This window comes from Rhizocola hellebori (assembly GCF_016862955.1).
GTDB classification, from domain to species: Bacteria; Actinomycetota; Actinomycetes; order Mycobacteriales; family Micromonosporaceae; genus Rhizocola; species Rhizocola hellebori.
Window position 1 is genome coordinate 104,314 of record NZ_BONY01000010.1, and the last position, 26,376, is coordinate 130,689.

Below are 26,376 nucleotides of genomic sequence, written 5' to 3' on the forward strand. Positions count from 1 at the left end.
GGTCAGCGCGGCGGATTCCACGCGGCGACCGCGATGTAGCGGAAGCCGGCCGCCGTCAAGCGTTGCCTGTCCAGGGTGTGCCGGCCGTCGAGCAGGATCGGCGAGCGCATCAGCGGCGCCAGCGCCTTCCAGTCCAGCTGGCGGTATTGCGCCCACTCGGTGGCCAGGACCACCGCGTCCGCGCCGGTGACCACTTCTGCCGGTTCGTCGCGCAAGCAGTCGGCCAGCTCCGGGAACTCGCGGGCGAGCCGGCCCATCGCCACCGGATCGTGCAAGCGCACCCGGGCGCCGCGGCTGATGAGCCGCTGCGCGATGTCGATCGCGGGGGCGTCGCGCAGGTCGTCGGTGTCGGGCTTGAAGGCCAGCCCGAGGATGCCGATGGTGCAGCCCTTGATGATGCGCAGTTCTTCCAGCAGCTTTTCCACCACCAGCTCGCGCTGGCGCTGATTGGTTTCCCGCGCTGCCGCGACGATCGGCATGTCGAGCTTGTACTCGCGGGCGGTCGTGATCAGCGCCGCGGTGTCCTTGCCGAAGCAGGAGCCGCCCCATCCGATGCCGGCCCCGAGGAATCGCCGCCCGATGCGGGTGTCCAGGCCGGTGCCGAGCGCGACCTGGGCGATGTCCGCGCCCACCCGCTCGGCGAGCTGCGCGATCTCGTTGATGTAGCTGATTTTCAAGGCCAGGAACGAGTTTGCCGCGTACTTGATCAGCTCCGCGGAGGCCAGATCGGTGGAGACAAGGGGGACCACGCCGAAGTTCTCCGGCCGCGGCAGGAACGCCGGCGGGGTGAAGGTCTGGTCGAGGATCGGCCGGTAGACGTTCGACAGCACCTCCAGCGCCCGGGGATCGTCGGAGCCGACCACCACCCGGTCGGCGTAGAGGGTGTCGCCGATCGCGGTGCCCTCGCGCAGGAACTCGGGATTGGAGGCGAGCTGGAAGTTGCCGGGCGTGCCGGGGTGCGTGGCCTCGAAAAAGTCGCGCACGATGGCGCCGACCCAGTTGCCGCTGCCGATCGGCACGGTGGACTTGTTCACCACCACCGTGAACCTGTCGCCGAGGGTTTCGCCGATGCTTTGCGCGGCGGCGCGCAGGTAGCGAAGGTCGGGACTGCCGTCGGCGGCCGTGGGCGTGTTGACCGCGATGAAGACCACGTCGGCATCTGCGACGCCGTCGGCATATGAGGTGGTGAAGCTGAGGTTCTCGGCGGCGAGGGCCATCAGCTCGCGCAGGTGGGGCTCGTAGATCGGGACGTCGCCGGCGTGCAGCGCGCTTATCTTCGCCTGGTCCACGTCGACGCAGGTGACCTCGTGACCGAGGAACGCCAGACAGATTCCCGTGGTGAGGCCGACGTATCCCGTACCGACGATGCAGATCTTCTGAGCCATCTGGAAGTTATACACCTCCGCTCGGGCCGCGAACTGCCCCTTGACGTCGATCGGTCAGTTTCCTTAAAGTGCTAACAGGTTAAGACAATGGAGTAATCGGTGATCGAGTTCCTGCTGCACCCCGGCTCTGGCGTCGCGCCCTACCTGCAGATCGTTCAGCAGGTGCGCCAGGCGCTTCGGCTGGGCGTGCTGCGCGAGGGCGATCAGCTGCCCACCATCAAGGCGGTGGTGGCCCAGCTGGCGATCAACCCCAACACGGTGCTCAAGGCCTATCGGGAGCTCGAACACGAAGGTCTGGTGCAACCCAGGCCCGGGGCCGGGACCTTTGTGCTGCGCAGCCTCGCCGACGACACGGTCGCCGCGCACGAGCCGCTGCGGGTGGACCTGCGCGCCTGGCTGCATCGGGCACGCGGGGAGGGCCTCGACGACGACAGCATCGAGGCGCTGTTCTGGACGACATTCCGGGCAGCCCATCGAGAAGCCGCCAGCAAGGAGGACATGACATGACCGCGGTGATGCGGGCCGCCGGGCTGGGCAAGCGATTTGGGCGCCGATGGGCGCTGTCGGAGTGCACAGTGGACATTCCGGCCGGCCGGGTGGTGGGGCTGGTAGGCCCCAACGGCGCGGGCAAGACCACCCTGCTGCGGCTGGCAGTGGGCCAGCTGCAGCCGACCACCGGCGGCATCGAGGTGCTCGGCGGGCGGCCCGCCGCGAGCGCGGCGCAGCTGAGCCGGGTCGGCTACGTCGCGCAGTCCACACCGGTCTACTCACGCCTGACCGTCGAGGAGCATCTGATGCTGGGAGACCGGCTCAACCCGCGCTGGTGCTGGAAGACCGCACGGGCTCGCCTCGACAGCGCCGGCCTCGATCCCCGGCAGCGCGCCGGGCGGCTCTCCGGCGGGCAACGGGCGCAGCTGTCCCTCACCCTGGCCGTCGCCAAGCGTCCGGATCTGCTGGTTCTCGACGAGCCCCTGTCCGCCCTCGACCCGCTGGTGCGCCGCGAGTTCCTGCAGGGCCTGATGGAGTCCACCGTCGATGCGGGCGTCAGCGTCATCGTCTCCTCACACGTGATCAGCGATCTCGAGCGGATCTGCGACCACCTCGTCATCCTCGTCGCGTCGCGGGTGCGCCTCGCGGGCGGCATCGACGAGCTGCTCGCATCCCACCGCCAGCTGGTCGGGCCACGCCGTGACCCCGCCACGCTGCCGGGCGCCGAGGTGATCACCGAGCGCCACACCGAGCGGCAGACCACTTTGCTGGTACGCGCGCATCAGCCGGTCGACCCGGCCTGGACCGTTTCCGAGGTCGGCCTGGAAGACCTGGTCCTGGCGTACATGAAGGCGGATGCGGCGAACCTTTCCCCGATGGAGATGGCCCGATGATCTGGCTCACCTGGCGACAGTTCCGGGCCTCGGCGTCAGCGGTGTTCGGCGTGCTGGGCGCGGTGGCCCTCGCCCTCGCAATCACCGGCCCCAACCTGTACCGCGAGTACGACGCCCTGCTCACCCGGTGTGCAAGAACCTGCATCGGGGATGCCTACGACCACTTCTTCTTCCCCCACGTCGGCGCCTACTTCGGGCTCATCCTGCTCGTGACCGTCCTGCCCGTGGTGGTGGGCATGTTCTGGGGAGCGCCCCTGATCGGCCGCGAGTTCGAGACCGGCACGCACGATCTGGTGTGGCAGCAAAGCGTTTCGCGCCGCCGCTGGCTGGCCGTCAAGCTCGGCCTGGTCGGCCTGGCCACGATCGCGGCCGCGGCCTTGACCGTGGTGGCGGTGAGCTGGTGGTCACATCCGCTCGACGCCACGGCCATCACCGGCCTCAACCGCATGACACCGATCGTGTTCGACGCCCGGGGGATTGTCGTGATCGGGCACTCGGCCTTCGCCCTGACCCTCGGCGCCGCCGCTGGGTTGCTGTTGCGCCGCACCCTGCCCGCTATGGCCGTCACCTTCGCCGTCCTTGTGGCAGTGCTGATCCTCGTGCCGACGTTTGTCCGGCCCCATCTGGCCGCACCGGAGCGCCTCGAATCCGCCATCACCACCAACGAGCGCGTCGGCGGCCTCGACCTCGCCGAGGACGGCACCATTCGTGGGCTGCTGGTGGATCTGGGCCCGCCGGGCGCCTGGATGCTCGGCAACGAAACCGTGGACGCCACCGGGCACGCCGTCGTCGCCCTGCCGGCCTGGGCCGCCGGGTGCGCGCCGCCGGATTCGCCGATGGGGGAAGCCGTCCAACAGCAGTGCCTGCAACGGCTCGCGGCCGAGGGCTACCGGCAGTCCGTGACCTACCATCCGGCGGAGCGGTTCTGGCTGTTTCAGGCTTACGAGACAGTCATCTTCGCGATAGTCAGCCTGCTGCTGGCGTGGTTCTGCTTCGTGTGGATACGGCCTAGGTAGCTCGGTCGGGTTTCCGTCGGGGGAACCCCCACCACCTAGGCACTATCGTCAAGAGATGGGTGATGAGGCGGTCCATGCTCCTAAGACCCCTGTTTCCGCGCCGGTCCATTCCAAACTGATCAACGATTTGGAGCAGGACCCCGGCCGTCCCATGGAGACAGACGTTGCCCAGGAGATGGGTGCGCGGCTGGGTTTCGACTTCTCCGGCGTGCGCATCCACACCGACGCCCGGGCGCAGGCGAGCGCTAGAACCCTTGGGGCCCAGGCCTTCACGATGGGTTCCGAGGTGGCCTTCGCCCGTGACCGCTACTCGCCACACAGCGCGCAGGGGGCGCAGCTGCTCGCCCATGAGCTGGCCCACGTCGTGGAACAGCACGACAGGTCCACGGCCATGATCCAGTGCGCTCCGGATCCCGCCGCCGAGGAGGGCGTCATCCCCCTCGACCAGCTGGTGAAGGACATCGCCGCCGTGGAAGCGGCCTATCCGGTCGATGACCCGCACCGCATCCTGACCCGGATCCGCAGCCTCTACTACAGCGGCGTCCGCTGGAACAGCGCCTTTCCCGAGCAGCGGGCGCGGGATGTGTACCCCTCGATGATGACCATCGACCAGGCGCCGCAGGACGCTCAGACCCGGCTCAAGAGCCAGGCTGTGGAGTACAAACCGCTCAACATCAAGAACCCGTCGCCGTTCATCCTGCTGCCCGGCGGGGAACGCATCGACTTCGGGCATCTTGTGCTTGGGGCAGAAGCGATCCTGCACCCGCGCATCGAGGATCCCTATACCTCTTACGGGGTGTCCGGCCTGGACATCACCGGCTGGATAGCCGATGTCGGCATCGCCTCGGTGTGGCAGACCAGAGCCGAGGAGGCGGCCGATCCGCAACGGACCGAACAGAATCTGAGCCCGCACCCGCAGGCGCCCAAGTCAAGCCAGCGGTTGACCGGTGACGACTACTGGAACATCTCGGCGTCTCCGGAGGATCTGCTGGGCGATGTGGACACCCACGGCTTCACCGAGAACCTCAAGCCGGGCAAGAACATGAAGCTGTCACAGGCGCTGAGTTCCTTCTACGATCCCAAGACCGGTGGGGTGCGCAAGCGGTTCCAGACCTTCTGCTCGGCATACGGCATCACGTATCAGGTTGACGCCGCCAAAACCGTTACCTGGCTGGAAGACTGGAAACCAGCGATGATCAAGAGGATCGACAATTTCAACGACCTGTACAACGCCGGCGAACGGACTGCCCACCTGGCGCTCAGTCCCGGCACCGATCAGCGAAGGCGCACCTGGCCGCGCACACCCGAGATGCTCAATCGTTTCCTCGCCTGGCTCAAGCCCCGCCTGGAAAGTGAGCTCAAACAGTAGCCGGGCCAATGGAAAGCCCTAGGTAGGTCAGCCGACCGGGGCTGGCCACGTTGATGACATGCATGCCGATGCTGTCGTAGAAGGCGCGCGCCCCCGTGTTCGCGGTGACCAAGGCCAGGTGCAGCGCGGGAACCCGGGCATCGGCCAGAGCCTGGACAAGTCTTCGCATGAGCGCCTGCCCGTGGCCCTGGCGGCGGTAGCCGGGCAGCAGGTCGATGTGCAGGTGCGCCGGGTAGGCCGCCAGCTCGGGCACGATCATCCGCTCGGGCAGGTGCAGCTCGTGGCGCATCGCGCCGTCGGCGTCGGCGGGTTCGTCCTGCGGTGGCGGATATCGGTCGCTGACCATGGGCAGCCACTCGTCGCGGAAACGTTTGACGAACTTCGCGGTGTCGCCGGTACCCAGGACGTAGCCGACCGGGCGGTCGCTCTCGTCAGCCAGGAGAAAGGCGAACTGCGGCTCGAAGAACAGGTAGGGGCCTGCGAAGATCTCGGGCAGAATGCCGGGGTCGCGGTAGTGGCCGCGGGCGTCGCCGCCGTGGTGCGCGGTGCTGACGCAGATGTCGTACACCGCCTCGCGATCCTCGGCGCGATAGGGACGGACGATCGTCATTCGCTACACGGTACGTGGAGGCGCACAAATCGCAAGATCCATGCGCGGCCACCAAACAGGATGACCGCGCATGGCACAGCGGGTTAGCCGGCCGTGCAGGACCGGATCTGTGGTCGGGCGCTGCTGTTGCCGTTGAACATGGTGGTGAAGCCGAACGTGTTGCCGCTGCCGTTGGACCGCATCGTCATGACATTGCCGCTGCTGTCCCAGGTCGGGTTGCCGTTCCAGGTGGTGACGATCTTCTGCGGCGCGGTGATGGCCACCACGACGGCCCAGGTGTTGGCGCCGGTGACGGTCACCGAGGTGTTGTAGCGGTCACCGAAGACGGTGCCGGGGGTGATGGTCGCGGTGCAGCTGCCGCCGCCGGGCGGCGGGGTGGTGGGGCCGCCGGTGGGCGGGGTGGTTCCGTCGGGGGCGACCGCGCGGCCGGTGGTCGGCGAGATCATGCCCGGGCACAGGTTGCGGCTGGTGAGGTTGGCCATGATCTGCGGTACCGCGTCACGGGTGTTCTGGATCCCGTCGTGCATCAGGATGATCTGCCCGTTCTGGAGCCGGCCGGCGGCCGACACGATCGCGCTGACGCTGGCGCCGTTCCAGTCCTGGGAGTCCACATCCCAGATGATCTGCCGCATGCCCAGCGACGACGCGACCGACTGCAGGGTGGAGTTGGTCTCCCCGTAAGGCGGCCGGAACAGTCGCGGCGCCGAGCCGGTGGCCGACTGGGATGGCCTGGTTGGTCTGGGACAGGTCGGACTGCATCTGGCTCTGGCTGAACGAGGTCATGTGGGAGTGGTTCCAGCTGTGGTTGCCGACCCACATGCCGGCCGCGACCTGCGCCTGAGCCGCTGACCGGTTGTTCTGGACGTTCTGCCCGACGTTGAACATGGTGGCCCTCACGCCGTTGGCGCGCAACACATTCAGCAGGGCGCTGGTGCTGCCGGTGGGCCCGTCGTCGTAGGTGAGTCCGACGTAACCGTTGCAGGTCGCGGCGCTGGACGGGGTGGCGGTGAGCGCCATGGCGACGCCGCCCATCGCCACGGTGACGGCGAGGACGGCCAGCCTGGCGGTGCGGCTAGACCATTGAGGACGGAGGTTTCCGAACATTGGGTGGCCCTTTCAGTGGGAGCGGCGGCCGTCCGATGCCGAGCGGTGCAATGTGGCCCAGGGCGTGGGCCATGCCTCCACCACCTGCCACAGCATCGATAAGCCGCGATCGAAAGAAACATTTCGCAGTATGGAGCGAAACATTTCCGGAAGCAAGGGCCGGGCGGGTGGGTCAGGCGTCGCCGGCTTCGAGGGTCTGCGCGATCTCCGCTATGCCACGCTCGACGCGGGCGCGAACCGCGGCTTCCATGGCGTGCGGCAGCACATCGGTCAGCCAGACCAGACGGCAGCGCTCACCATCGTCGAAAACCTGGAAGGCCGCATGATGGTAGGCGAGCGGCAGCCGTTGCCCCTCGACGACCGTGTAGGCCATGCGGCGCAAGGAATGGTCGATCGACACGATCAGCTCACGGATCTGCGAACCGTCCGGCATGGTCAGGATCCGGATGTCGCCCTCGATCCGCGCGTTGGCGACCCGTCCCGGCAGCAGCCGGCGATGGACCGCCCCGACATCGGCGACGGCATCCCAAACCCGATGTGCGGCAACGCTAATGGTCGCTTCAACCCGAACCGTCGCCACACCCGTGTCTCCCGTCGGCTTGCCCGATACAGGCCATGAGTCTCCCGCGGAAGCTGTGCCGCGAGCCGTCGGGGTGTCCTGGGCGATTAGGCGTGCAGGCCATGCGTCTCGCGGAAGCTGTGCCGCGAGCCCCCCGGGGGCCCGCGCGATGACGCGCCGCGACCGGCTCCTATGTGGAGGCGGTGGGGTGCGAGCCCGGGGTGTGGCCGAAGGTGCGGTGGAAGACGTCGATGAACGCGCTGGTCGAGGACCAGCCGCAGCGGTGGGCCACCGTGGTCACCGGGGTCTTCTCGGCCAGCAGGACCAGAGCGCGCTGAAGCCGCAACTGGGTGCGCCACTGGGGGAAGGTCATGCCGAGGTCGCTGCGGAACAGCCGGGACAGGGTCCGATCGCTCGCGCCGACCTGATGGCCCATCTGGGCAAGGGTTCGGGTGTCGGCCGGGTCTGCCTGCAGGATTTCGCACAGTGTGCGCAGCAGGGGCGAGGCCGGTGTGGGCAGGTGCAATGGCTGCTGGGGGGAGGCGCGCAGCCGGTCGAGCAGCACCGCGCGCAACCGGGTCCGTTCGGCGCTGTCGTCGTCGGGGGCGCCGGTGTAGGCGATGATCAGCTCACGTAGCAGCGGGCCGACCGCGAGCACGGTGGGGGCCGCCAGCCCGAGCGGGTTGTCGATCGTGGGCAGCCCGACCAGATGCAGGTCGAGCTCTCCGTGGGCTTTGTGGGCGTGAACGATTCCGGCCGGTATCCAGATGGCTCGGGTGGCCGGCGCGACCCAGGTGCCCGCGCTGGTCGTGACGGTCAGCACTCCGCTTGCGGCGTAGACGATCTGGTGATCGTCGTGGCGATGCGCATCGATCGCGCCGCCGGAAACCAGCCGCTGGGTGCGGGTGGGAGCGACCGACATGTGGCGGATTTGCGTCATCACCCGTCAGTTTATCGGAAGCGCGACACGGCGGCAGTCCCCAACCATGAGGGGGTGCGAAGGAGAATATCGATCACCTTGCTCGCGGTCGGGCACGCCTGCGTCGACGTCTATCAGGGCGCGGTGGCGTCGCTGGTCCCATTTTTCGTCGCTGAACGCGCCTACAGCTATGCCGCCGTCTCGGGCATAGTGCTGGCCGCGTCCCTGCTGTCCTCGGTGGTGCAGCCGTTGTTCGGAGCGCTGACCGACCGCTGGGCGATGCCTTGGCTGTTGCCGGTCAGCACGCTTCTGGGCGGCGTGGGCATCGCATTGGCCGGGGTCAGCGGCTCCTACGGGCTCACCCTGCTGTTCGTCGCGATCTCCGGGATCGGTGTGGCCGCCTACCATCCCGAGTCCGCGCGGATCGCCCGGATCGCCAGCCAGGGCAGCCACAGCGCCATGAGCTGGTTCTCCACGGGCGGCAACCTCGGCTTCGCGGTGGCCCCGCTCATGGTCGGCGCGGTGGTGGCCACCGGCGGGCTGCGCCTGACGCCAGTGCTGGTGCTGCCGGCGCTCGCGGCCTGCGTTCTGTGCCTGCCGGTGCTGCGCGAGCTGGGCAAGCGGCAGGTCGCCGGATCCGCTGCGGTCGCCCCGGCCGGGCCGGATGACACCGCGTCATTCGTGCGGCTGTCACTGGCCGTGGTGTGCCGCTCCGTGGTGTTCGTGGGACTGAGCACCTTCATCTCGCTTTATGCCACGCAGCGGATGGGCGGCAGCACCGCGGCGGGCACCGCCGCGCTGTTCGTGCTCTATCTCGGCGGCGCGGTCGGCTCCGTCCTGGGCGGCGCGCTGGCGGGTCGCTGGGGCCGGGTGGCAGTCTCCCGCTGGTCATACCTGATCACGATCGCGGCGGTGGCCGGCGTGCTGGTCGCCCCGGGCCCGGCCCTGTACGTGTTCGTGGCCATGACCTCGGCGGGTCTGTACGTGCCGTTCTCGCTTCAGGTCACGCTCGGCCAGGACTATCTGCCGTCGCGGATCGGCACCGCAAGCGGGATCACCCTCGGGCTCACCGTCAGCATCGGCGGCCTGGCCAGCCCCCTGGTCGGCAGCCTCGCCGACGCGACCTCCCTGCGCACCGCGCTGGCCCCGCTCGTGGTGATGCCCGTATTGAGCTGGCTATTGTTTCGCACCCTGGCCGAGCCCAACGCGCCGCGACTGGGGGCAAGGCATGGCCCCGAGTCACGGGCACAAGGGGCGGCAGACACTACGCCTGTGAACGGGAGCCCAACCCAAGTCCAGGTCGGCTGACGGCATTGTCGAGGATGTCCGCCAGCTCGGCCGGCCGGCTGAACATCGGCCAGTGCCACGTGGGCAGCTCCACGTACCGCCAACCGTCGTCGGCCATGTGCCGGAAGGCCGGCACGATCGCGGCCATGCTCCGTACCTGCTCGACGGTGAAGCTGCAGAAGATGCCGAGTCGGGGCAGCTTTTCCCAACGTCCCGTCAGGTCGGTCGGCGTGGTAGCCGTCGCCCAGGGCTGAGGGACCGCATGGGTGGTGAGCGCCTCGATCGCTACGTCGTCGACATCGGGGAAGTCTGCGGCCAGGGCAGCCCAGGGCGGTGGTGGCAACTGCCAGCCGTCGCCGTGTTCCGCGACGAGCCCGGCGTTGGCGCGTTGCTGCTCCGGAGGCGTGAAGTCGTTCTGCGACATACCGTTTGGCAGGGGGCCGGTGTCGACATAGACCAGCTGCGCGATACGTTCGGTGACCCGATCGGCCACACCAGTGATTACCAGGCCGGCGTAGCTGTGCCCGACCAGCACCACGTCGTTGAGGTCCTCGGTTTGCAGCAGGTTTACCACGTCGTCGATATGGGTGTTCAGATCGATCTCGGGTCGCGCCTCGTTTACGGGTGTACCCATGCCGGTCAAGGACACGGGGCGCACGTCGTGCCCCCGGCCACGCAGGGTCTCGGTCACGGGGCGCCAGGCCCAGGCGCTGAGCCAGAATCCGGGAACCAGTACGTAAGTTGTCATGCCCTCAACGTAGGGTCAATACTGGACAGGATCCGCCCGGTTTAGTGGAGAGTTTTATGACCCGGCCTACAGCGCGCGTGCTTGCCCTGCTGGAGCTGTTACAGGTGGGCGGGCAGTCGACCGTGGGGGAGCTTGCCAAGCGGCTCGGAGTCGATGAGCGAACCGTGCGCCGCTACGCCGAACACCTTGCTGACCTCGATATTCCGGTGCAGGCCCGACGGGGCCGGTATGGCGGATACCAGCTGGCCCGCGGCTACAAGCTCCCACCGCTCATGCTCACCGATGACGAGGCCGTGGCTGTCGTGCTCGGACTCACCGTCGGCCGCCGCTCCGGACTGCTCGCCAACGAGGTGGCCGCAGCCGACAGCGCGCTGGCCAAGCTGCAACGCGTTTTGCCCAGCGCATTGGCCAAACGGCTGGCCTCGCTGCTGTCCACGGTCGAGTTCACCACGCCCAGCCGGGCGGGTGTGCCGCCGGGTGTGCCGGTCCTGCTCGAACTGGCTGAAGCTGCCCAGCACCGCCGCACGGTCACCATCGACTACACCGCGTGGGATGGGCGCGTCAGCCAGCGCGCGCTCGACACCTACGGTCTCGTATTCCACTCCGGACGGTGGTACGTCACCGGCCACGACCACAGCCGCGGCGAAGTCCGCACGTTCCGGCTGGACCGCATCGCGCAGACCTGGCCGGCCGACGGCACCTACGAAGTGCCGCCCGGATTCGACTCGGCCGCGCAGGTTCTGGCCGGGATCGGTTCCGCAGGCTGGAAACACGAGGTCGTTGTCCAACTTCACACGACCCTTGCCGAGGCGCGGCGGCGACTGCCGCTGACTGTCGGTGCCCTCACCCCGGTATCCGGCGGCGTGCGGCTGACCGCTCGCGCCGACCGGCTCGACGGCATGGCCCAACTCCTCGCCGGCCTCGGCTGGGCTTTCACCATCGAAAAGCCTGACGCCCTTCGCATTGAGGTCGCGGCCCTCGCCGATCGGCTCAGAGCGGCCGCATCGCCCACTGCCCAGATGCTCTAGCTGGACGGCGGGCGGGGCAGGAGGGCGGGGACACGGCCGGCGTACTCCTCGTAGACGGGGCCGAGCTGGGCTCGCAGGGCCCGTTCCTCGAAGCGGATGCCGACCAGGATGTACGCCGTCGACGAGACCGCGAAGAACAGGTGGCCAACGGTCATGGTCGGGGCGGCCCAGAAGGCGATCACCAGGCCGAGCATCATCGGGTGGCGGCACCAGGCGTAGAGCCAGCGCTCGGTGAAGGCCGGCTCGCCGTGGGAGCGCCGGCGCAGATTCAGGTAAGCCTGTTTCAGGCCAAGGAAATCCGCGTGATCGATCATGAACGTCGACCACACGACGATGGCCCAGCCGATGGCGTACCCGAGCCAGATCACCGCCGACCATGGCGGGCCAACATGCCAGATCGTCGCCGGCACGGGCTGCCACCAGCCGAACAGGGCGAACAGCAGCAGGCTTGAAACCAGTACGAAGGTGCTGCGCTCTGCGGCCGGCGGGAGCAGCCGGGCCAGGCGCTGTTTGAAACCGGCCCTGGCCATGATCGTGTGCTGGGCGGCGAAGGCCAGCAACAGCGCGCCGTTGATGGCCAGCGCCGCCGCGGCCGGGATGGCGGCCGGCCCGTCGACAGAGGTCACGGCGCCGCGACCGGCCAGGAACCCGACCGCCCACACGACGCTGAGCAGGAAGGCCGCGTAGGCGAGAACGGCATAGGTCGCGATGGCGAGGCGTTTGGTCATACCCCAAATCGTCGTCGCGCGACGGCCGCGGCACAGGCCGGAAAATACCTCAGTTAGGTCCACCGGTCGCGACGTACCAGGCCGCGATCTGCGCCCGCGACCGGAAGTCCATGCGCAGCCGGATCCGCTCGACGTGAGCTTCCGCTGAACGTTCGGCGATTCCCAGCCGCTGGCCGATCTCGCGGTTCGTGCAGCCCTGCGCGATGAGCGCGGCCACCTCGCGCTGCCGGGCGGTCAGGGCCGGCAGCACCCCCCGACGCCGGGCGGGCAGGCCGAGGAACCGGCGGATCGTGCGGGTCAGCGTGGCCGCGTCGCCGATGTAGGGCAGGTGCGATCGGCCACCGATCTCCTCAAACCGGGCCGGGACTATCGCGTCGGCCAGCCGTCGTCCTTGCGCGAGCGGGGCTGCCCTGTCCCGGGATCGGTGTATCACCAAAGTCGGTGCGTGAATCTGGCCGAGGATCGGGCGCAGGTCCACGCCGTAGGCCATCTCCAGCATCGCGACGGCGGTTTCGGGAGTGGCCGATTCACGCTGGTAGTGGGTGAACGCGGCCCGGGTGGCAGCGTCGGCGTCGGGCGCGAAGATGTCGGCCAGCAGGTCGGTGGCCAGGCCCCAATTCTCTTGCACCAGGCCGAGTACGTGCCGCTGGATCTGCGGGCTGGCGACCTCCAGGCCGTAGGCCCAGCCGCCGTAGAGCACCAGCTTCGACACGGTCGACGGCTGATCGGCGGCCCACGTGGCCGCGACCGCCGCCCCGAGCGAAGCACCCATCAGTTCAAAGCGATCCAGCTTGGCCGCGGTGATCACCGTCCGCAACGCCTCGATCTCCAGTGCCATCGAATAAGGCGCCGAACTGGCTGGCGAGGAGAGCCCACAGCCCGGCTTGTCGTACCGGATCAGCGTGCGTCCATCGGCAAGCGCCTCGTAGTAGGCCCGCTCGGCCGGCAACGCCCAGCTGAGCTCGAGATGGCTGAGCCAACCTGACACATACACCAGAGGCGGCCCGGATCCGGTCACCGCATACCCGATCCGCGTGCCCGCGGGCGAGGTCGCCATCGCGATGCGCTGACCCACGCCGCCATTCTAAGCGCGGCCACCCACGGCGCGGTTAGGCTGGCGGGCATGCGTAATCGGAGGTCGCTCGCGTTCGACGCGCTCGTCGCGGCGGGCGTCGCCGGCCTGGCCACCCTGGAGATTCTCCTTCGGCAGACGCCTCGCTCGCTGGCGTGGCTCGGCATGATCATGGCGGCCGCCCTGCTGGTGCGGCGCAGCCGCCCGCTGTGGAGCATGGGTGTCATCTCGGTGCTGGCCCTGATGCAGGTTCTGTTCTGGCCGTTGAGCTATGAGCCGCTCCCGTTCGACGTTGCCGTGCTCATCGGCATGTACAGCGCCGTCAAGTACTCCCGGACCTTGCGCGGCGGCCTGATCGCCGGTGGCGTCGTGGCCATCGGGATCGCCATCGAGATCATGCGGCATGCCAGCGGCGCCTGGTGGCAGCTCGCGCTCTTCTACGTCTGCGTCTGCGGCGGCATCTGGCTCATGGCCTACACGGTGCGACAGCGCGCCATCTATGTCGCGGGCTTGGAGGAACGTGCGGCGAGCCTGGAGCGCGAGCGCGAGCACCTGGCCCGGATCGTGGTGGCCGACGAGCGGGCGGCGATCGCCCGTGAGCTGCATGACGTTGTCGCCCATAGCCTCGCGGTGATGGTCGTGCAGGCCGACGGCGGCCGGTATGCCCTGGACGCCGATCTGGAGAAGTCACGGCAGGCCTTGGCGACCGTGGCCGAGACCGGGCGCGCCGCGCTGGAAGACATGCGCAGGCTGGTGGGTGTGCTGCGGGGTAGCGCCGACGGGTCGCCCAGCCGCCGCCCAATCACGTTGGCAGAGTTGGATCCGCTGGTCGAGGGAGCCCGCTCGGCGGGACTGAAGGTCACGGTGGCCAACGGGCTCGGGGCGGTGGACGCTCCCGCGGTCGAGCTTGCGGTCTACCGGATCGTTCAGGAAGGGCTGACGAATGTGCTGCGGCACGCCGGACCGGACGCTGCCGTGAACCTGGATCTGCGCCGCGACGGCGACGAGGTCGTGATCATCCTCACCGACACCGGCCGGGGCGGCTTGCTCGACAACGAAGGGCACGGCCTGACCGGGATGCGCGAACGCGTCGGCGTGCACGGCGGCACGCTGCTGGCCGGTCCGGCGCCGGCCGGTGGCTGGCAGATACGCGCATCGCTGCCGTTGCCCGTCATGCTGCCGGCGGCGGTGGCCGCATGAGGGTGCTCATTGTCGACGACCAGCCGTTGGTACGGACCGGGCTGGAGATGATCCTGTCCTCGCAGCCCGACATCGAGGTGGCCGGATCGGCCGGAGACGGTGCGGCCGCCATTTCTCAGGTAAGCGAGTTTGCCCGCCGCGGCGAGCCGATCGATGTCGTGGTGATGGACATCCGCATGCCCATCCTCGATGGCGTGAGCGCCACACGTCAGCTCGCCGAGCTGCCGGACGGGCCGAAAGTGCTTGTCCTGACAACGTTCGACACCGACGAGGATGCGTTCGCCGCGCTGCAGGCGGGCGCGAGCGGCTTCCTGCTCAAGAACGCCCCGCCGGAGGAGCTGCTGGGCGCGATCCGCGCCGTCGCGGCCGGCGACGCCGTGGTCGCCCCTCGGGTCACGCGCAAGCTGCTCGACCACTTCGCCGGACGGTTCGTCGTCGCGACCGCCGACCCGCGGCTGGCCACGTTGACCGAACGCGAACGCGAGGTCGTGCTGCTGGTCGCGCAGGGCCTGTCGAACGCGGAGATCGCGGCGAAGCTCGTCGTCGCCGAGGCGACCGTGAAGACCCACATCGGGCGGGTGCTGACCAAGCTGGGTTTGCGCGACCGCACCCAGATCGTTGTCCTGGCCTACGAATCCGGCCTCGTCCGCCCGCCCGCTTAGGCCTCGCCGCGCGGCCACCCGCGTCGGCCGAGGCCGCGACGTTGGCCCGCGCGGCCACCCGCGTCGGCCGAGGCCGTGACGGTGGCCCGCGCGGCCACCCGCGTCGGCCGAGGCCGTGACGGTGGCCCGCGCGGCCACCCGCGTCGGTCATGGCCGCGACGATGGCCCGCGCGGTTATCGGTCGGCCATGGCGGCGACGATGGCGCCGCGGGCGGCCCGGCGGGCGGGCAGCACTGCGGCCAGGCAGCTCGCCGCGGCGGCCAGCAGGACGAGCCCGGCCAGCCAGTCCCATGGCGTCACGATGACGGGCACCACGTCACGCAATGCGGCTTGGAGCACCAGTGGCGCGTACACCAGGCCGAAAACGATCCCGACCAGGGCGCCGACCAAGCCCATCAGCAGCGCCTCGGCCAGCAGCATCCCGCGCAGCTGGCCTCGGGTCAGCCCCAGCGCACGCAATGTGGCCGACTCGCGGGTCCGCTCGATGACCGACAGCGACAGCGTGTTCGCGATGCCGAACAAGGAGATCAGAACCGTGGTGCCCAGCAGGCCGGCAAACAGCCCGAGCAAGCCGTTCACCGCAGTTTCCAGGCCGCTGGACAGATCCGCGACACTATTCACTACGGTCAATGGATACGCCAAGCCGACACGATCCAGGATTTCTCTGGACTCGACCGGGCTGACTCCGCTGGCCGCCTTCACCAGAACAAGGCTGCCGTCGCCGGGGCCGGCCAGTTTCTCCAACTGGCTCCAGGTCACGATGCCGTCGAAGCGGCCCGCGCCGGGAATCGTGGTGTCCGCGGCGGCCAGTGTCCTCAGCGACGGCAGGTTCGGGTCGGGCTGCTTGTCGTCCACCACGATCGCGCCGTCGGTGAGCCCTCCCGGCAGCTGTGGCAACAGTTCCGGATGGTCGATGGCGCCCAGGTGCAGCACCTTGCCGTCGACGTTCGCCTTCGCGCTCCGGATGGTCGCCACGGTGGCGAGTTCCTTGTGCCCCTTGAGCTGGTCGGCGTAGGCCATCGGAATCCGGCCCGGCTCCCCGGTCTTGCCGTCGCGCACCGCGGCGACCATGTAGTCGGCCGGATAGTGGCTTGAGAGCTGGTCTTTGGCGGTTTCCTTGATGCTGCCCAGCAGCATGCTGAACATGGCCATCAGCCCCACACCGATCATGAGGGAAGCGGTGGTGACCGCGGTCCGCCCCGGATTGCGGCGGGCGTTGGCGACGGCCACCCGCCCGGGCGGCCCGGCGAGCCGACCGGCGGGCAGCCCGACCAGAGCCGTGAGCCGCCCGATGAAAAGCGGCGACGCGGCAAGCACGCCAAGGAACACCACGACACCGCCACCCACCACGATGAACGTGGCCGTCTCGGAGTCGTCGGTCTGTCCACCCCGGACGGTGATGAACACCCCGACCGCCCCGGCGGCCAGCGCGACGATGGCCCGCACCACTTTGGAACGGCGGCTGGTGGTGGCCGCGCTCGGCACGTCCCGCAGGGCGGCCAGCGGCCTGGTCCGGGTGGCCCGCAGCGCCGGAATCGCCGCGGCAGCCATCGTCGCCACCACGCCGAGCGTCAGTCCAATCAGGACGGGCGCCGCACGCACCACCACCGGATGATCTGGCACCCCGGAGTGCAGCGCGTTGTTGAGCAGAAGCGGCAGCCCATAGCTGATCCCGATCCCGGCCAGAACGCCGAAAGCCCCGCCGATGAGCCCGATCGCGGCCGACTCGAGCAGGGTGGCACCGAAGATCTGCCGCCGCGTCGCGCCGATGCACCGCAGCAGAGCCGTCTCGCGCACACGTTGGGCGAGCAGGATCGCGAAGGTGTTGTAGATGACGAAGATGGCGACGACCAGGGAGATCACGCCGAAAATGAGCAGGATGAAGGTGAACTGGGTGGCCACCGAGGTCGCCTCGTTCGCCAGGTCAGTGCGGCGCTGGGCACCGGTCTTGACCGTCACGCCGTCGGCCAGCGCCGACCGCACCCGTTGGGCCAGCTCATTTTGATCGGTGCCGGGCCGGGCCCGGACCACGATCTCCTCCAGCCCGCTTTCCCCGGTGAGCCGCGTGATCTCCGCCTGCGGGAGCCCGACGACGCTGAGCCCGGAGTACTTCTTCGACACACCGAAATCCACCAGGCCTGAGATGGTGTACGACTGTATGGCGCCCGACTTGTCGAGCACCTGAATCCTCTGGCCGATCGACAGATGTTCGTGGGCGGCTGTTTCCAAGTCCAGCAAGGCTTCCCCGGCGGCGGGCGCGTGTCCGTCGAGGTCGAAACCGCGCAGGCTCTCGTCTTCGGCGACGGAGACCGCGTACCCAGAACGGCCGTTGTTGAGCAAAGGCCTGCCGCTCGAGCCGAGCATCGGCAGCGAGGCCGCCATCCGGCCTTCGGCGTGGTCGACGTCGCCGACACCGGACACCGCCCGCAGCTGCTCGGCGGTGAGCGGATGGTCGCCGGCCAGCACCACCACGTCCACGTTCTTCGCTGTCCGCGCGAACGTCTCGTCGAAACCCGCCTGGGCGGTGTCGCCGAAAATCAGCGTCCCGGCGGTGAAGCCGACGCCGAGGACCACGGCCATCGTCGTGGCCACCAGCCGCCTTGCGTGCTTGGTGAGGGACGCGAAGGTGAACCGCCACATCGTCAGACTCCCAGCGTCCGCAGCCGGCCCAGCACCGCGTCGGCGGTCGGGTTCTCGATGTCGTCGACAATCCGCCCGTCGGCCAGCAGCACGACGCGGTCGGCGTAGGCGGCCGCGTGGGGGTCGTGCGTCACCATCACGATGGTCTGGCCGAGCTCGCGAACACTGCGCCGCAAGAACTCCAGCAACTCGTGCCCGGTCCGGGAGTCGAGGTTGCCGGTGGGCTCGTCGGCGAAGATGACATCCGGACGCGGCAGCATCGCCCGCGCGCACGCCACCCGCTGCTGCTGCCCACCTGAAAGCTGACTCGGCACATGCCCGAGCCGGTCGGCCAGACCGAGGGTGTCGATCACCGTTGTCATCCACCGCGGATCCGGCTTGGCCCCGGCCAATTCCAGCGGCAGCAGGATGTTTTGCTTCGCCGTCAACGTGGGCAGCAGGTTGAACGACTGGAAGACGAACCCGATCCGGGTGCGCCGCAACCGGGTCAGGGCGGTGTCGCTGAGTTTGGTGAGGTCCTGATCGTTGAGGAGCACGGAACCGCCGGTGACCGTGTCGAGCCCGGCGGCGCAGTGCATCAGCGTCGACTTGCCCGACCCGGAGGGGCCCATGATGGCGGTGAACCGCCCCTGCCCGAAGGTGACACTGACGCCGTCCAGCGCGCGAACGGCGGTGTCACCCGCTCCGTACACCTTCGTCAAGCCGGTCACAGACAACGTCATGTTCGCCGACGGTAGTGAGGGCGGGGGACAGGCCGCGTCCACTTCAAGGCTGCATCTCGCGTACGACTCAAGTCGTACGCGATTGACAAAAACATTTTTTGCGTACAGGATTATTTTTGTGATGAGCGATCTGATGTACCTGGAGCGCGTCGAGCAGGCTGAGGCGCTGCTCAAACCACAACGCATCGAAGTGCTGCGGCAGCTGGCCGAGCCTGCCTCCTGCACCGAGCTCGCCACTCGCCTGGACCAGACCCAGCAGCGCGTCTACTACCACGTCAAGCGGCTTGTCGAGCACGGCCTCGCCACGCAGGTCGCCGAGCGCCGGGTGCGCGGCATCAACGAGGGCGTCTACCAGGCCAGCGCGCGCGCCTACTGGCTCTCGCCGCGCCTGGTCGGCCGGATCGGCCAGCGCCAGCAACGCGATGAGGCCAGCCTCGGCTACCTCCTCGACCTCATGGAGGAGGTCCAATCCGACGTCGCCGTCCTGCACCGCCAAGCGGCCCAAAAAGCGTCTCGCCGAGCCACCCGGCGCCACGCCGACGAGCCGGACCTGCCCTCGCTGGGCGTCTCCGGCGAGATCCGGGTGCGACCTGAGCGTCGCGCCGAATTCATGGCCGATCTGAAGGCTGCCCTGCAAGACCTGTTCACCCGATACGGCGGCGCTGAAGGCGACGCGTTCAAACTCGCCGTCGCCTGTTATCCCGACCGGCCCCACGACGTACAAGACAAAAGTCTGCAAGGAGAAAACTGATGGCCACAATGAAGAAGAGCATCCGGATCGCTGCCCCGCTGGGCGAGGTACGCCGTGCGCTCACCGACCCGGCGGCGTTGCAGGTCTGGCTCGCCGAACATGCTGAGGTGAGTCTGCCCGACCGGTACCAGTTCTGGGGTCGCTTCACCCCCGACGGCAAAGCGCCGCACCAGCACCTGAAGCATTCCGACGACAACTCGCTGCGCTTCGACTGGGAGCTCGACGGCGTCACCACCGCCGTCGAGATTGGACTGATCGCCGAGTCGGGATCGACCCTGCTGACGCTGACCCAGACCGAGGTGCCGGGCTGGCCCGAAATGCTGACCACGCCGGGCGACCGCAGCCTGATGCACACCTACTGGGCGTTGGTCCTGGCGAACCTGGCCGACTACGCCGAGGGGCGCGAACCCTTGGCGCTGTGCGACTTCACCAGTGCGGTGCTGCGCCACGAGGTGCTGATCGACGCCGATCGGCTGGCGGTCTACGAGTCGCTGACCGAGCCGGAGCAGTTCTCCCGATGGTCCGGCGTGATGGTCGAAGCCGAGCTGAAGCCGGGCGGCCGCTGGGCGATGGGCGGTTTCGAAGCCAACCCCCACCCCGCGCGCATCATCGACATCCAGCCGGGGCACTCGATGTCGATCGACTGGGGCGAGATGGTCCAGACCTGGGAACTGGCCGATTCGGAAGGCCGCACCCAGCTGACGTTTGTCCACAGTGGATTCGACGAGGCAAAGCCGCCTTACGACGGCTGGCTCGGTGCGCTGTCCGGCCTGGCGGAGCTGCGCCGCTACCACGAAATCAAGAACTGGCGCCCCATTGCGGTCGAGACACAGCTCGAAGGCCTCCCGGACGGACTGCTGACTAGCAACTAGTGGCTGCGGCCCGGCGATTTCTACGACTTCGCCGGGCCGCGCCGCACCGTGAGCACGGTGGCTGCGCCGGTGTGCGCGACGACGACCTCGAAATGCGCCGCGAGCATCCACTGAAGGTATTCCAGGTCCTCGATGAACGGCAGCGGGAGCATCTGCTCGGCCCGCAGCGAGCAGGTGGTCGCCACCAGATCCACCTGAGGCGACACCCGCAGCGCCTCGTTGAGGTGGCCCCCCAGGTCGTCTGGGGTGAGGAAGCGCCACAGATCCACATTGACCACCCTGGTGAAACGCTGGTCGGGAAATGCCGTTTTCATCAGCGCGAGATGAGAGTTGGACTCGGTGAGCGGGGCGTCGTAGTCACAGGTGACCCCATCGCGGTGACGGGCGAGCTTGGCGGCTCCCAGCGCTATCAGCACACCCGGGTCATCCGACAGCGCATCGGCCAAGCGGCTTGGCAGGATCGACGGCCGGCCCAGGTCCAGCTCGCGGCAGGCCTCGATCGCCCCGTCGTACCACATGATGCGCTTGGTGAGCTGACTGGAATGACCGAGCACCGCCCCGACCAGCTCCATGTCGTACCGGGGATGGCGGGCGAGCATGACCTTGTGATTGGCGAGCAGCTCGCCGAGCAGCTGTGGCCAGGCCCGATGGTGCGGCAGGTGGTAGCACAGCGCGTCATCGCTGATCGCGAACACTTCACCATCGCGGTGGTACCAATGGAACACCCGGTAGAACAGCTCGCGATCCTCGCCGCCCCACCCGACGAACAGCTCATCGAAACCGGAGACAGCTCGCAGCGTCGCCACATCCGCCGAGGCATTGTGCGTGAACGCATAGACCCAGGGCACCTTCACCCAGTCGCGGCGCCTGTACGGCGAGGCGAAGATGTAGTCGCGCTGATCGTCGCGGTATTCGCCGACCAGCGGCGGCTGCGGGATCCGGCCCGCCCGCAGCGCTCCTAGCGCCGCCCAGTCGATCTCGTACCGCCGGCCCAGCAGAACACCCGGTCGCCCGGCGCGCTGGCGGTGAAAGTCCCGGTGCTGCCGCAACAAATCTGGGTGGGCGTAGCTGTCCGCGTCGAGGAAAAGCACCGCCTCGCCCCGGGCGGCGTCGATGGCCCGGTTGCGGGCATAGGCCCGGCCCCGGTTCGGCTCGTGCCGCAGACACACCAGCGGCAGCCGGTCGGCGAACCGTTGCGCCACAGGGGCAAGCGGCGGCTGCGATCCGTCGTCGGCGACGATGACTTCGAACTCGTCGACCGGCAGAGTCTGGCGGGTCAGCGATTCGAGGGTGAGCTCCAGGATGAAGCCATTGTTGTAGGCCGCCATGGCAATGCTCAACATCCGCCTCGGCCCCTTCTATCGACCCGGCGCTCCGGGCGACACCGGCGTGGGATCGCTCCCACATTGTGTGAGCCTGATCGGCATCAATCAATCAGATGATCCGCTAAGATCCGTGCGTGGCGGAGTCGGCGTGGGACGAGATCATAGAGTGTGTAGGCGCGGCGCCCTACCCGGTGCAGGTGCTGCCGGCCGATCCGAGCCGTGCGCGAGAATGCCTGGCGCGGCTGGAAATCTCGGAGCGCTCGTGGCTGGGTGCGGTGACCCTCAACAGCGGTGGGCTAACGATCGATCACGGCTGGCTGCGGGTGCTCGGCAGCGGAACCGACCTGCAGACCGACGTGGTGTCCGCGTCCAAGCCGGAGCAGGGCCTGGTTTTGGTGGCCTACGACGTGTTGGGCGGTCATTTCACGTGGACGGCCGCCGAGCCTGGGGCGCCACCCACGATTCATTACTTCGCCCTGGACACTCTGGAGTACGAGGATCTCGAGCGAGGCTACGCCGATTGGCTTCACGCCATGCTCAGCGGTGCGATGACAGAGTTCTACAGCTCGCTGCGCTGGACAGGCTGGGAAGCCGAATCGGCGGCGGCCCGGCTCGATCAGGGCATACACGTCTTTCCGCCGCCATCGACTGTGGAGGGCAAGGATCTGAACCACGTGTCTCGCGATGTCATCCCCCTCAAGGAACTGCTCGAATTTAACAGCGGCATCGAAATTTGAGGGTGGTAGCACTCAGCTCGGCAGCTCCGAGAAGTAGTCGCGAAGCATGGCGATCTGCCCGTCGCGCAGGCGGAAGATCTGCACGAGCGACATGGTCGTGCGCCGCCCGTCGGCTTCGTCGAAGGCGACGTCGATCTCGGCGATGAAGACGTCAGGGTCTGCGGTGTCGTGGAGGACGACGGTGGTCCGTTGCAGGTTCACCGTGCCCTGATAGGTCGGTTGCTGGTGGTACAGGCTGATTCCGGCCCGGATCGCGTCGCGGCCCACCAGAGGCCGATGCAGCGGATGACCGTCGGGGGCGAGGGGCGCTTCGTAGACGCCGTCCTCAGTGAACATTGCGGCGATCGCTTCCGGGTTCCGGGAGATCGCGCCGGCGTAGATGTACCGTTCGAAGATTTCCTTATGCGTCAAAGCCACTCTCCAGTCTAGCTCCCGCGCCGGCCGGCCCGTTGCCTATTTTTCGTACCGCGCCGCCAAGTACTTGAAAACGCGAGATGATGCGACGGGATCGTCGCCAGTGGAATTGGAAATATGTCGATGGTAGCGTTCGTGAACCCCCACAAGGGAACCCGACCTCCAGTCAAGGAGATCCATCGATGTCCCGAAATCGTTACGCGGTCGCGTTCACGACCGCCACCGCCCTCCTTGCAGCAGCGTTGCTGCTAAGCCCGGCGTCCGGATCGTCGGTGACCGCCGCCGGCCCGGTCGCCAAGGGGCCGACCTACGTCTACCGCGTCAACGCCCCACTCGGCGCGGCCACCGAAAAGCTGCTCGCCCTCGACCTTGACGTGCTCGAGGGCCGCGACGGGCAGGACCTGTTCGTCATGGGCGACCGCATCGCCGGCAACAAGATGCGCGCCGCGGGATTCCCGGCCGTCATCGAGCAGGTGCTTGAGACTCCACAGTGGACACCGGTGGCCCGCCGGTGGCAAGCCGACGAGCCGACCCTGCTCACCGAGGGCTTCAACGCTCTAGCCGAGGAGACCTTCTACGGCGGCTACCGCACCGTCAACGCCCAGTATGCCCACCTGGCGGCAGTGGCGGCGGCCCGGCCCGATCTGGCCACGGTCTACACCTACGGCCAGTCGTGGCGCAAGACCCAGAACCGGGGCGGCTACGACCTGCGGGTTATCTGCATCACGAAGATCAGTTCTGGTGACTGTGCCCGCTCGACCAGCGCCCCCAAACCACGCTTCCTGCTCATGGCGCAGATCCACGCGCGCGAGCTCACCACCGGCGATGTCGCCTACCGCTGGATCGACTATCTGGTGAACAACTACGGTGTCGTACCGGCCGTCACCAACCTGCTCAACACCACCGAGCTGTGGGTCATCCCGATCGCCAACCCGGACGGTGTGGACATCGTGCAGCAGGGCGGCAACTCGCCATTCCTGCAGCGCAAGAACGGTGACGACGTGGGCGGCACCAACTGCGGCCTGACCGGCAGCAGCCAGTCCGGTGTGGACCTCAACCGCAACGCCGGTTCACACTACGGCGGGGCGAGCACCTCCACCAACCGCTGCGCGCAGACCTACCGCGGCACCGCCGCCGACTCCGAGACCGAGACCCGGGCGTTGGAAGCGTTGCAGCGCAGTCTCTTTGCGGACACGCGTGGGACAGGGGACACCGCAGCCGCATCGGCGAACACCAAGGGCATCTTCGTGACCTTGCACTCCTACGCCAACCTGGTGCTCTTCCCGTGGGGCTTCAGCAACTCCGTGCGTACCGGCAACGACGCCAAGCTGCGCGCGATGGCGACGCAGATCAGGACACTGGCCGGCAGCGGCTGGCAATCCGGCCAGCCCGGCGATGTCCTCTACAACGCCTCGGGCACCAGCGATGACTGGATCTACGACCAGCTCGGCACGCCCAGCTTCACGTGGGAGATCGGCCCCAACAGCGGCAGCTGCAGCGGGTTCCTTCCCGCCTACTCCTGCCAGACCAGTACCTTCTGGCCCAAACTACAACCCATGCTGATGTACGCGGCGGGCAAGGCCGCGGCACCCTACGCCTAACCGGCACCCACCCGCCGTCGCGAGCCACTCAAGCATCAGGCTCGCGGCGGCGGCTGCTTTCCCAGTGTTCAGCGGCATACGTCGAGTACCGCGGAATTGGGCTTGTAGTTTTGTGGGGCGATACCGGGGAGGTTCTTGGCGAAGATCGCGTCCCAGTAACCGTTGTCCATGAAGGCTTTGAGTGCATCGGTGATGACCCGGCATTTCCTCATGTCGCCTTTAGGCAGCCCGACGCCGTAGCGCACCGGAGGCCCGAAGCTGAGATCCGAAACGGACAGGTCACCGTTGGTGCGCTGCAGGCCGTAGAGGAGCAGCTGGTCGGAGGTGACCATATCGACCCTGCCAACTCGCAGGTCGTTCAGGCATTGATCTCTAGTGGACTGGGCCTTGACCGCGACGCCGGCCGGCAGGATTTGCTGCGAGACGGTGCCGGCCACAGCGCAGATCGTCTTGCCGGTGACGTCGGCAAGATCGCGGTAATTCGCCTGGTCGCTGGCCCTGGTCAGGAGACCCTGCGGGGTCATCATGTAAGGGCCCGCGAAGTCCACCTGTTCGCGGCGGCTGTCGGTGATGACGTAGTTCGCTATCACCAGCGATACCTGACCGGTCTGCAGCTTGCTCTCGCGGGACGAGGTGGTGACATCGACGAAGACCGGGGTGAAACCTAGATACTGGCCAAGCCAGTTGGCCAAGTCGTAGTCGAAACCGCTGCGGCCGCCGGCCTGATCCTGGCTGCTCCATCCGGGTGAGGATGAATAAACTCCTATGTTGACGGTTGAGCCGAAGACCGGGGGAGCGGGGGCGAACCACGTCGGAACAACAAGAAGGGCCAGAACGACGCTCAGGGCGAGCCCGGCGACCGCAAACGGAAGCCGGCGGCGGTACTGCAGCCATCGGTTTGGTGGCTTGTGCTGTTGACGGCTCACCGTCACGGTGACCAGATTGTTCGCCAAGGTCGCCGATGGCTCCGGCACCCCGGAGCGTTTGCTGTCTTCGATGGCCCGGATGACGCCGGTGCCCTCGCCTTCGACCAGCGCGGACCAGCGCAGCACCGTGGCGAGCCGGAAGTTGCGTCTGCTGGGTTCTTGGATGAGCTGGTGCAGCTTGTACTTGCCGTCCGGCACGGTTTGCGGATATCCCCAAGTTCCCGGGTTGACCACCTCGACGCGATCGGCGAACACTCTGATGTGGACACACGAGTCTGTCCGCTCATAGTCGCGGTGCACAAAGGCATTCGCGATGATTTCCCGAACGGCGATCATGGGAAGGTCGTAGACGTGTCCGGCGTAGGCATCGGTGCTGCTCGGCGCCTGGCCCCGCAGGCATTGCGCCGCAACGAATTCACGGGCTTGCTCGATGAGCTCCGGCACCGTTCCGCGAATGTTTCTGGCTTCCAGTGGAGACGTCTTCGTCAGACCGTCGAACCTTGCGCATTGGGCCATCGCGTGTGGCATGACAGCCTCGGGGTCTTCGCCGAAAAGCAGAACCCCGGCGTTGGTCAGGTGGCCGTCGCGATACAAGTTTGACTGCTGCAGGAACTCTTCCGCCTCCATCAACTGCGGTATATTACCGGCGATGTCGGGCAGCATCTTTGCCCGGAAGTCCGCTACCCGTCGTGAGCTGAAGTAGGTCGCCTTCGCCACGCGGTCCATGTAGGACGCCTCGTCGGCGCTGTTTGCTTCCGCTGAGATGCCACCGTTGAGGGTGGCGGCGCCCGTTCGCTGCAAATAGCTGGTGAAGGCGTGAAGCACCTCCAACTCCAGCTTGGCAACGGTATCGAAGGTGGCCACGATCACGTTGGCGTTGTCTCGCAGCTTTCGGCGGAAAGCCTCCACGTTGCGCCGATCCGGGTCGACCAGGCTGGTCGGGATCGGGGCGTTGTCGTCCAGCAAGAAGATGAATCGTTCCCGGCCGGCGATTCCGGCTTCATCAAACTCCGCTTCGGTGAACGAAATCGTGGTGCCCGGAACCAGGCTGCCGTAACGGAACCCGATAACACCGACGTAGAGTTCGGTCTCGCGCACCCTCTCGAGGCAGTAGTCGACGGGTTTGCCTTCGCGCGCCGGGAAGTGACTCATGTCCACCGGCACCAGCCCGGCTCGGTTGGCCGCGGCAATCACGGCCTGCACATACGAGACCTCCCTGGGATAGTCCGCCATGTCGGCGGTATGGCTCACAAAGACGCGCTGTTTCAGCAGCACTTGCCCCATAGTTGTGCTCGCCACGGTATCCCCATTGATCAACG

The 26,376-nt window shown here is 67.7% G+C and carries 25 protein-coding genes and 1 pseudogene; 12 read left to right on the forward strand and 14 right to left on the reverse strand.

What is annotated here, in order from left to right; translation table 11 throughout:
• Positions 1-2: 2 nt before the first annotated feature.
• Positions 3-1,385, reverse strand: coding sequence for a UDP-glucose dehydrogenase family protein (locus Rhe02_RS10125; RefSeq protein ID WP_203907870.1), 1,383 nt, complete (start codon positions 1,383-1,385; stop codon positions 3-5).
• 99 nt (positions 1,386-1,484) lie between these two features.
• Here Rhe02_RS10125 and Rhe02_RS10130 point away from each other — a divergent pair, with 99 nt between their 5' ends.
• Genes Rhe02_RS10130 through Rhe02_RS10145 form a run of 4 tightly spaced genes read left to right on the forward strand, consistent with a single transcriptional unit; the run spans position 1,485 to position 5,152 of the window.
• Positions 1,485-1,892: a GntR family transcriptional regulator gene (locus tag Rhe02_RS10130; RefSeq protein WP_203907871.1), complete on the forward strand. Its 408-nt coding sequence runs from the start codon at positions 1,485-1,487 to the stop codon at positions 1,890-1,892.
• On the forward strand, positions 1,889-2,767 hold the full coding sequence (locus Rhe02_RS10135) for an ABC transporter ATP-binding protein (protein WP_203907872.1): 879 nt from the start codon (positions 1,889-1,891) through the stop codon (positions 2,765-2,767). Before Rhe02_RS10130 ends, Rhe02_RS10135 begins: the two co-directional genes overlap by 4 nt.
• Positions 2,764-3,783 carry an ABC-2 membrane transporter-related protein gene (locus Rhe02_RS10140; protein WP_203907873.1) on the forward strand — a complete coding sequence of 340 codons (1,020 nt, stop codon included), beginning with the start codon at positions 2,764-2,766 and terminating at the stop codon, positions 3,781-3,783. Before Rhe02_RS10135 ends, Rhe02_RS10140 begins: the two co-directional genes overlap by 4 nt.
• 55 nt (positions 3,784-3,838) lie before the next feature.
• Positions 3,839-5,152, forward strand: coding sequence for an eCIS core domain-containing protein (locus Rhe02_RS10145; RefSeq protein WP_203907874.1), 1,314 nt, complete (start codon positions 3,839-3,841; stop codon positions 5,150-5,152).
• On the opposite strand, the gene Rhe02_RS10150 is transcribed toward Rhe02_RS10145, so the two are convergent.
• From Rhe02_RS10150 to Rhe02_RS10165, 5 genes and pseudogenes are all read right to left on the reverse strand, one after another.
• A complete protein-coding gene (locus tag Rhe02_RS10150) occupies positions 5,142-5,762 on the reverse strand; it encodes a GNAT family N-acetyltransferase (protein WP_203907875.1) in 621 nt (206 codons plus the stop codon). The genes Rhe02_RS10145 and Rhe02_RS10150 overlap by 11 nt on opposite strands.
• A gap of 83 nt (positions 5,763-5,845) precedes the next feature.
• Positions 5,846-6,289 (reverse strand): hypothetical protein, encoded by a 444-nt coding sequence (locus tag Rhe02_RS49745; RefSeq protein WP_239123628.1) that lies wholly within the window; start codon positions 6,287-6,289, stop codon positions 5,846-5,848.
• A gap of 256 nt (positions 6,290-6,545) precedes the next feature.
• Positions 6,546-6,866 (reverse strand): annotated as a pseudogene (locus tag Rhe02_RS50875) (polysaccharide deacetylase family protein); the annotation flags it as partial.
• 172 nt (positions 6,867-7,038) lie between these two features.
• Positions 7,039-7,446 carry an SRPBCC family protein gene (locus Rhe02_RS10160; protein ID WP_203907876.1) on the reverse strand — a complete coding sequence of 136 codons (408 nt, stop codon included), beginning with the start codon at positions 7,444-7,446 and terminating at the stop codon, positions 7,039-7,041.
• Positions 7,447-7,615: 169 nt separating this feature from the next.
• Positions 7,616-8,365 carry an AraC family transcriptional regulator gene (locus Rhe02_RS10165; protein ID WP_203907877.1) on the reverse strand — a complete coding sequence of 250 codons (750 nt, stop codon included), beginning with the start codon at positions 8,363-8,365 and terminating at the stop codon, positions 7,616-7,618.
• Positions 8,366-8,419: 54 nt separating this feature from the next.
• Here Rhe02_RS10165 and Rhe02_RS10170 point away from each other — a divergent pair, with 54 nt between their 5' ends.
• A complete protein-coding gene (locus Rhe02_RS10170; RefSeq protein ID WP_203907878.1) occupies positions 8,420-9,652 on the forward strand; it encodes an MFS transporter in 1,233 nt (410 codons plus the stop codon).
• Here the strand turns inward: Rhe02_RS10170 and Rhe02_RS10175 are convergent.
• Positions 9,609-10,379, reverse strand: coding sequence for an alpha/beta fold hydrolase (locus Rhe02_RS10175; RefSeq protein ID WP_203907879.1), 771 nt, complete (start codon positions 10,377-10,379; stop codon positions 9,609-9,611). The genes Rhe02_RS10170 and Rhe02_RS10175 overlap by 44 nt on opposite strands.
• 56 nt (positions 10,380-10,435) lie before the next feature.
• Here Rhe02_RS10175 and Rhe02_RS10180 point away from each other — a divergent pair, with 56 nt between their 5' ends.
• Positions 10,436-11,407, forward strand: coding sequence for a helix-turn-helix transcriptional regulator (locus Rhe02_RS10180; RefSeq protein WP_203907880.1), 972 nt, complete (start codon positions 10,436-10,438; stop codon positions 11,405-11,407).
• Here the strand turns inward: Rhe02_RS10180 and Rhe02_RS10185 are convergent.
• Positions 11,404-12,135: a methyltransferase family protein gene (locus Rhe02_RS10185; RefSeq protein WP_203907881.1), complete on the reverse strand. Its 732-nt coding sequence runs from the start codon at positions 12,133-12,135 to the stop codon at positions 11,404-11,406. The genes Rhe02_RS10180 and Rhe02_RS10185 overlap by 4 nt on opposite strands.
• A 49-nt stretch (positions 12,136-12,184) precedes the next feature.
• Positions 12,185-13,210: an alpha/beta fold hydrolase gene (locus Rhe02_RS10190; protein ID WP_239123631.1), complete on the reverse strand. Its 1,026-nt coding sequence runs from the start codon at positions 13,208-13,210 to the stop codon at positions 12,185-12,187.
• Between the two features lie 48 nt (positions 13,211-13,258).
• Here Rhe02_RS10190 and Rhe02_RS10195 point away from each other — a divergent pair, with 48 nt between their 5' ends.
• Both Rhe02_RS10195 and Rhe02_RS10200 read left to right on the forward strand, forming a co-directional pair.
• Positions 13,259-14,407, forward strand: a complete 1,149-nt coding sequence (locus tag Rhe02_RS10195) for a sensor histidine kinase (RefSeq protein ID WP_203907882.1) — start codon at positions 13,259-13,261, stop codon at positions 14,405-14,407.
• On the forward strand, positions 14,404-15,069 hold the full coding sequence (locus Rhe02_RS10200; RefSeq protein ID WP_203907883.1) for a response regulator: 666 nt from the start codon (positions 14,404-14,406) through the stop codon (positions 15,067-15,069). The genes Rhe02_RS10195 and Rhe02_RS10200 overlap by 4 nt, the downstream gene beginning before the upstream one ends.
• A gap of 174 nt (positions 15,070-15,243) precedes the next feature.
• Here the strand turns inward: Rhe02_RS10200 and Rhe02_RS10205 are convergent, their stop codons facing one another.
• On the reverse strand, positions 15,244-17,709 hold the full coding sequence (locus tag Rhe02_RS10205) for an ABC transporter permease (RefSeq protein ID WP_203907884.1): 2,466 nt from the start codon (positions 17,707-17,709) through the stop codon (positions 15,244-15,246).
• Between the two features lie 2 nt (positions 17,710-17,711).
• On the reverse strand, positions 17,712-18,431 hold the full coding sequence (locus Rhe02_RS10210) for an ABC transporter ATP-binding protein (RefSeq protein ID WP_203907885.1): 720 nt from the start codon (positions 18,429-18,431) through the stop codon (positions 17,712-17,714).
• A gap of 121 nt (positions 18,432-18,552) precedes the next feature.
• Here Rhe02_RS10210 and Rhe02_RS10215 point away from each other — a divergent pair, with 121 nt between their 5' ends.
• Both Rhe02_RS10215 and Rhe02_RS10220 read left to right on the forward strand, forming a co-directional pair.
• Positions 18,553-19,182: an ArsR/SmtB family transcription factor gene (locus tag Rhe02_RS10215; protein ID WP_203907886.1), complete on the forward strand. Its 630-nt coding sequence runs from the start codon at positions 18,553-18,555 to the stop codon at positions 19,180-19,182.
• The gene (locus tag Rhe02_RS10220) at positions 19,182-20,054 is read left to right on the forward strand and encodes an SRPBCC family protein (protein WP_203907887.1); all 873 of its coding nucleotides are present in this window, start codon (positions 19,182-19,184) and stop codon (positions 20,052-20,054) included. The genes Rhe02_RS10215 and Rhe02_RS10220 overlap by 1 nt, the downstream gene beginning before the upstream one ends.
• 20 nt (positions 20,055-20,074) lie before the next feature.
• Here Rhe02_RS10220 and Rhe02_RS10225 read toward each other — a convergent pair whose 3' ends face one another.
• Positions 20,075-21,397, reverse strand: coding sequence for a glycosyltransferase family 2 protein (locus tag Rhe02_RS10225; protein WP_203907888.1), 1,323 nt, complete (start codon positions 21,395-21,397; stop codon positions 20,075-20,077).
• Between the two features lie 116 nt (positions 21,398-21,513).
• On the opposite strand from Rhe02_RS10225, the gene Rhe02_RS10230 reads away from it, so the two are divergent.
• Complete coding sequence (locus tag Rhe02_RS10230) at positions 21,514-22,116, forward strand: DUF2625 family protein (protein WP_203907889.1); 603 nt, start codon at positions 21,514-21,516, stop codon at positions 22,114-22,116.
• Between the two features lie 12 nt (positions 22,117-22,128).
• On the opposite strand, the gene Rhe02_RS10235 is transcribed toward Rhe02_RS10230, so the two are convergent.
• Entirely contained in the window at positions 22,129-22,533 is a 405-nt protein-coding gene (locus Rhe02_RS10235) for a nuclear transport factor 2 family protein (RefSeq protein ID WP_203907890.1), read from the reverse strand.
• A 179-nt stretch (positions 22,534-22,712) separates the two neighbouring features.
• Here Rhe02_RS10235 and Rhe02_RS10240 point away from each other — a divergent pair, with 179 nt between their 5' ends.
• On the forward strand, positions 22,713-24,131 hold the full coding sequence (locus tag Rhe02_RS10240) for a M14 family zinc carboxypeptidase (RefSeq protein ID WP_203907891.1): 1,419 nt from the start codon (positions 22,713-22,715) through the stop codon (positions 24,129-24,131).
• A gap of 68 nt (positions 24,132-24,199) precedes the next feature.
• On the opposite strand, the gene Rhe02_RS10245 is transcribed toward Rhe02_RS10240, so the two are convergent.
• Positions 24,200-26,341, reverse strand: coding sequence for a transporter substrate-binding domain-containing protein (locus Rhe02_RS10245; protein WP_203907892.1), 2,142 nt, complete (start codon positions 26,339-26,341; stop codon positions 24,200-24,202).
• Positions 26,342-26,376: the final 35 nt, after the last annotated feature.

Excerpts from the sequence above, each read along its gene's own strand:
- Rhe02_RS10125 (WP_203907870.1), bottom strand. The coding sequence starts at position 1,385 with ATGGCTCAGAAGATCTGCATCGTCGGTACGGGATACGTCGGCCTCACC.
- Rhe02_RS10135 (WP_203907872.1), top strand. The coding sequence starts at position 1,889 with ATGACCGCGGTGATGCGGGCCGCCGGGCTGGGCAAGCGATTTGGGCGC.
- Rhe02_RS10140 (WP_203907873.1), top strand. The coding sequence starts at position 2,764 with ATGATCTGGCTCACCTGGCGACAGTTCCGGGCCTCGGCGTCAGCGGTG.
- Rhe02_RS10145 (WP_203907874.1), top strand. The coding sequence starts at position 3,839 with ATGGGTGATGAGGCGGTCCATGCTCCTAAGACCCCTGTTTCCGCGCCG.
- Rhe02_RS10150 (WP_203907875.1), bottom strand. The coding sequence starts at position 5,762 with ATGACGATCGTCCGTCCCTATCGCGCCGAGGATCGCGAGGCGGTGTAC.
- Rhe02_RS49745 (WP_239123628.1), bottom strand. The coding sequence starts at position 6,289 with ATGCACGACGGGATCCAGAACACCCGTGACGCGGTACCGCAGATCATG.
- Rhe02_RS10165 (WP_203907877.1), bottom strand. The coding sequence starts at position 8,365 with ATGACGCAAATCCGCCACATGTCGGTCGCTCCCACCCGCACCCAGCGG.
- Rhe02_RS10175 (WP_203907879.1), bottom strand. The coding sequence starts at position 10,379 with ATGACAACTTACGTACTGGTTCCCGGATTCTGGCTCAGCGCCTGGGCC.
- Rhe02_RS10180 (WP_203907880.1), top strand. The coding sequence starts at position 10,436 with ATGACCCGGCCTACAGCGCGCGTGCTTGCCCTGCTGGAGCTGTTACAG.
- Rhe02_RS10185 (WP_203907881.1), bottom strand. The coding sequence starts at position 12,135 with ATGACCAAACGCCTCGCCATCGCGACCTATGCCGTTCTCGCCTACGCG.
- Rhe02_RS10195 (WP_203907882.1), top strand. The coding sequence starts at position 13,259 with ATGCGTAATCGGAGGTCGCTCGCGTTCGACGCGCTCGTCGCGGCGGGC.
- Rhe02_RS10200 (WP_203907883.1), top strand. The coding sequence starts at position 14,404 with ATGAGGGTGCTCATTGTCGACGACCAGCCGTTGGTACGGACCGGGCTG.
- Rhe02_RS10205 (WP_203907884.1), bottom strand. The coding sequence starts at position 17,709 with ATGTGGCGGTTCACCTTCGCGTCCCTCACCAAGCACGCAAGGCGGCTG.
- Rhe02_RS10210 (WP_203907885.1), bottom strand. The coding sequence starts at position 18,431 with ATGACGTTGTCTGTGACCGGCTTGACGAAGGTGTACGGAGCGGGTGAC.
- Rhe02_RS10215 (WP_203907886.1), top strand. The coding sequence starts at position 18,553 with ATGAGCGATCTGATGTACCTGGAGCGCGTCGAGCAGGCTGAGGCGCTG.
- Rhe02_RS10220 (WP_203907887.1), top strand. The coding sequence starts at position 19,182 with ATGGCCACAATGAAGAAGAGCATCCGGATCGCTGCCCCGCTGGGCGAG.
- Rhe02_RS10225 (WP_203907888.1), bottom strand. The coding sequence starts at position 21,397 with ATGTTGAGCATTGCCATGGCGGCCTACAACAATGGCTTCATCCTGGAG.
- Rhe02_RS10240 (WP_203907891.1), top strand. The coding sequence starts at position 22,713 with ATGTCCCGAAATCGTTACGCGGTCGCGTTCACGACCGCCACCGCCCTC.
- Rhe02_RS10245 (WP_203907892.1), bottom strand. The coding sequence starts at position 26,341 with ATGGGGCAAGTGCTGCTGAAACAGCGCGTCTTTGTGAGCCATACCGCC.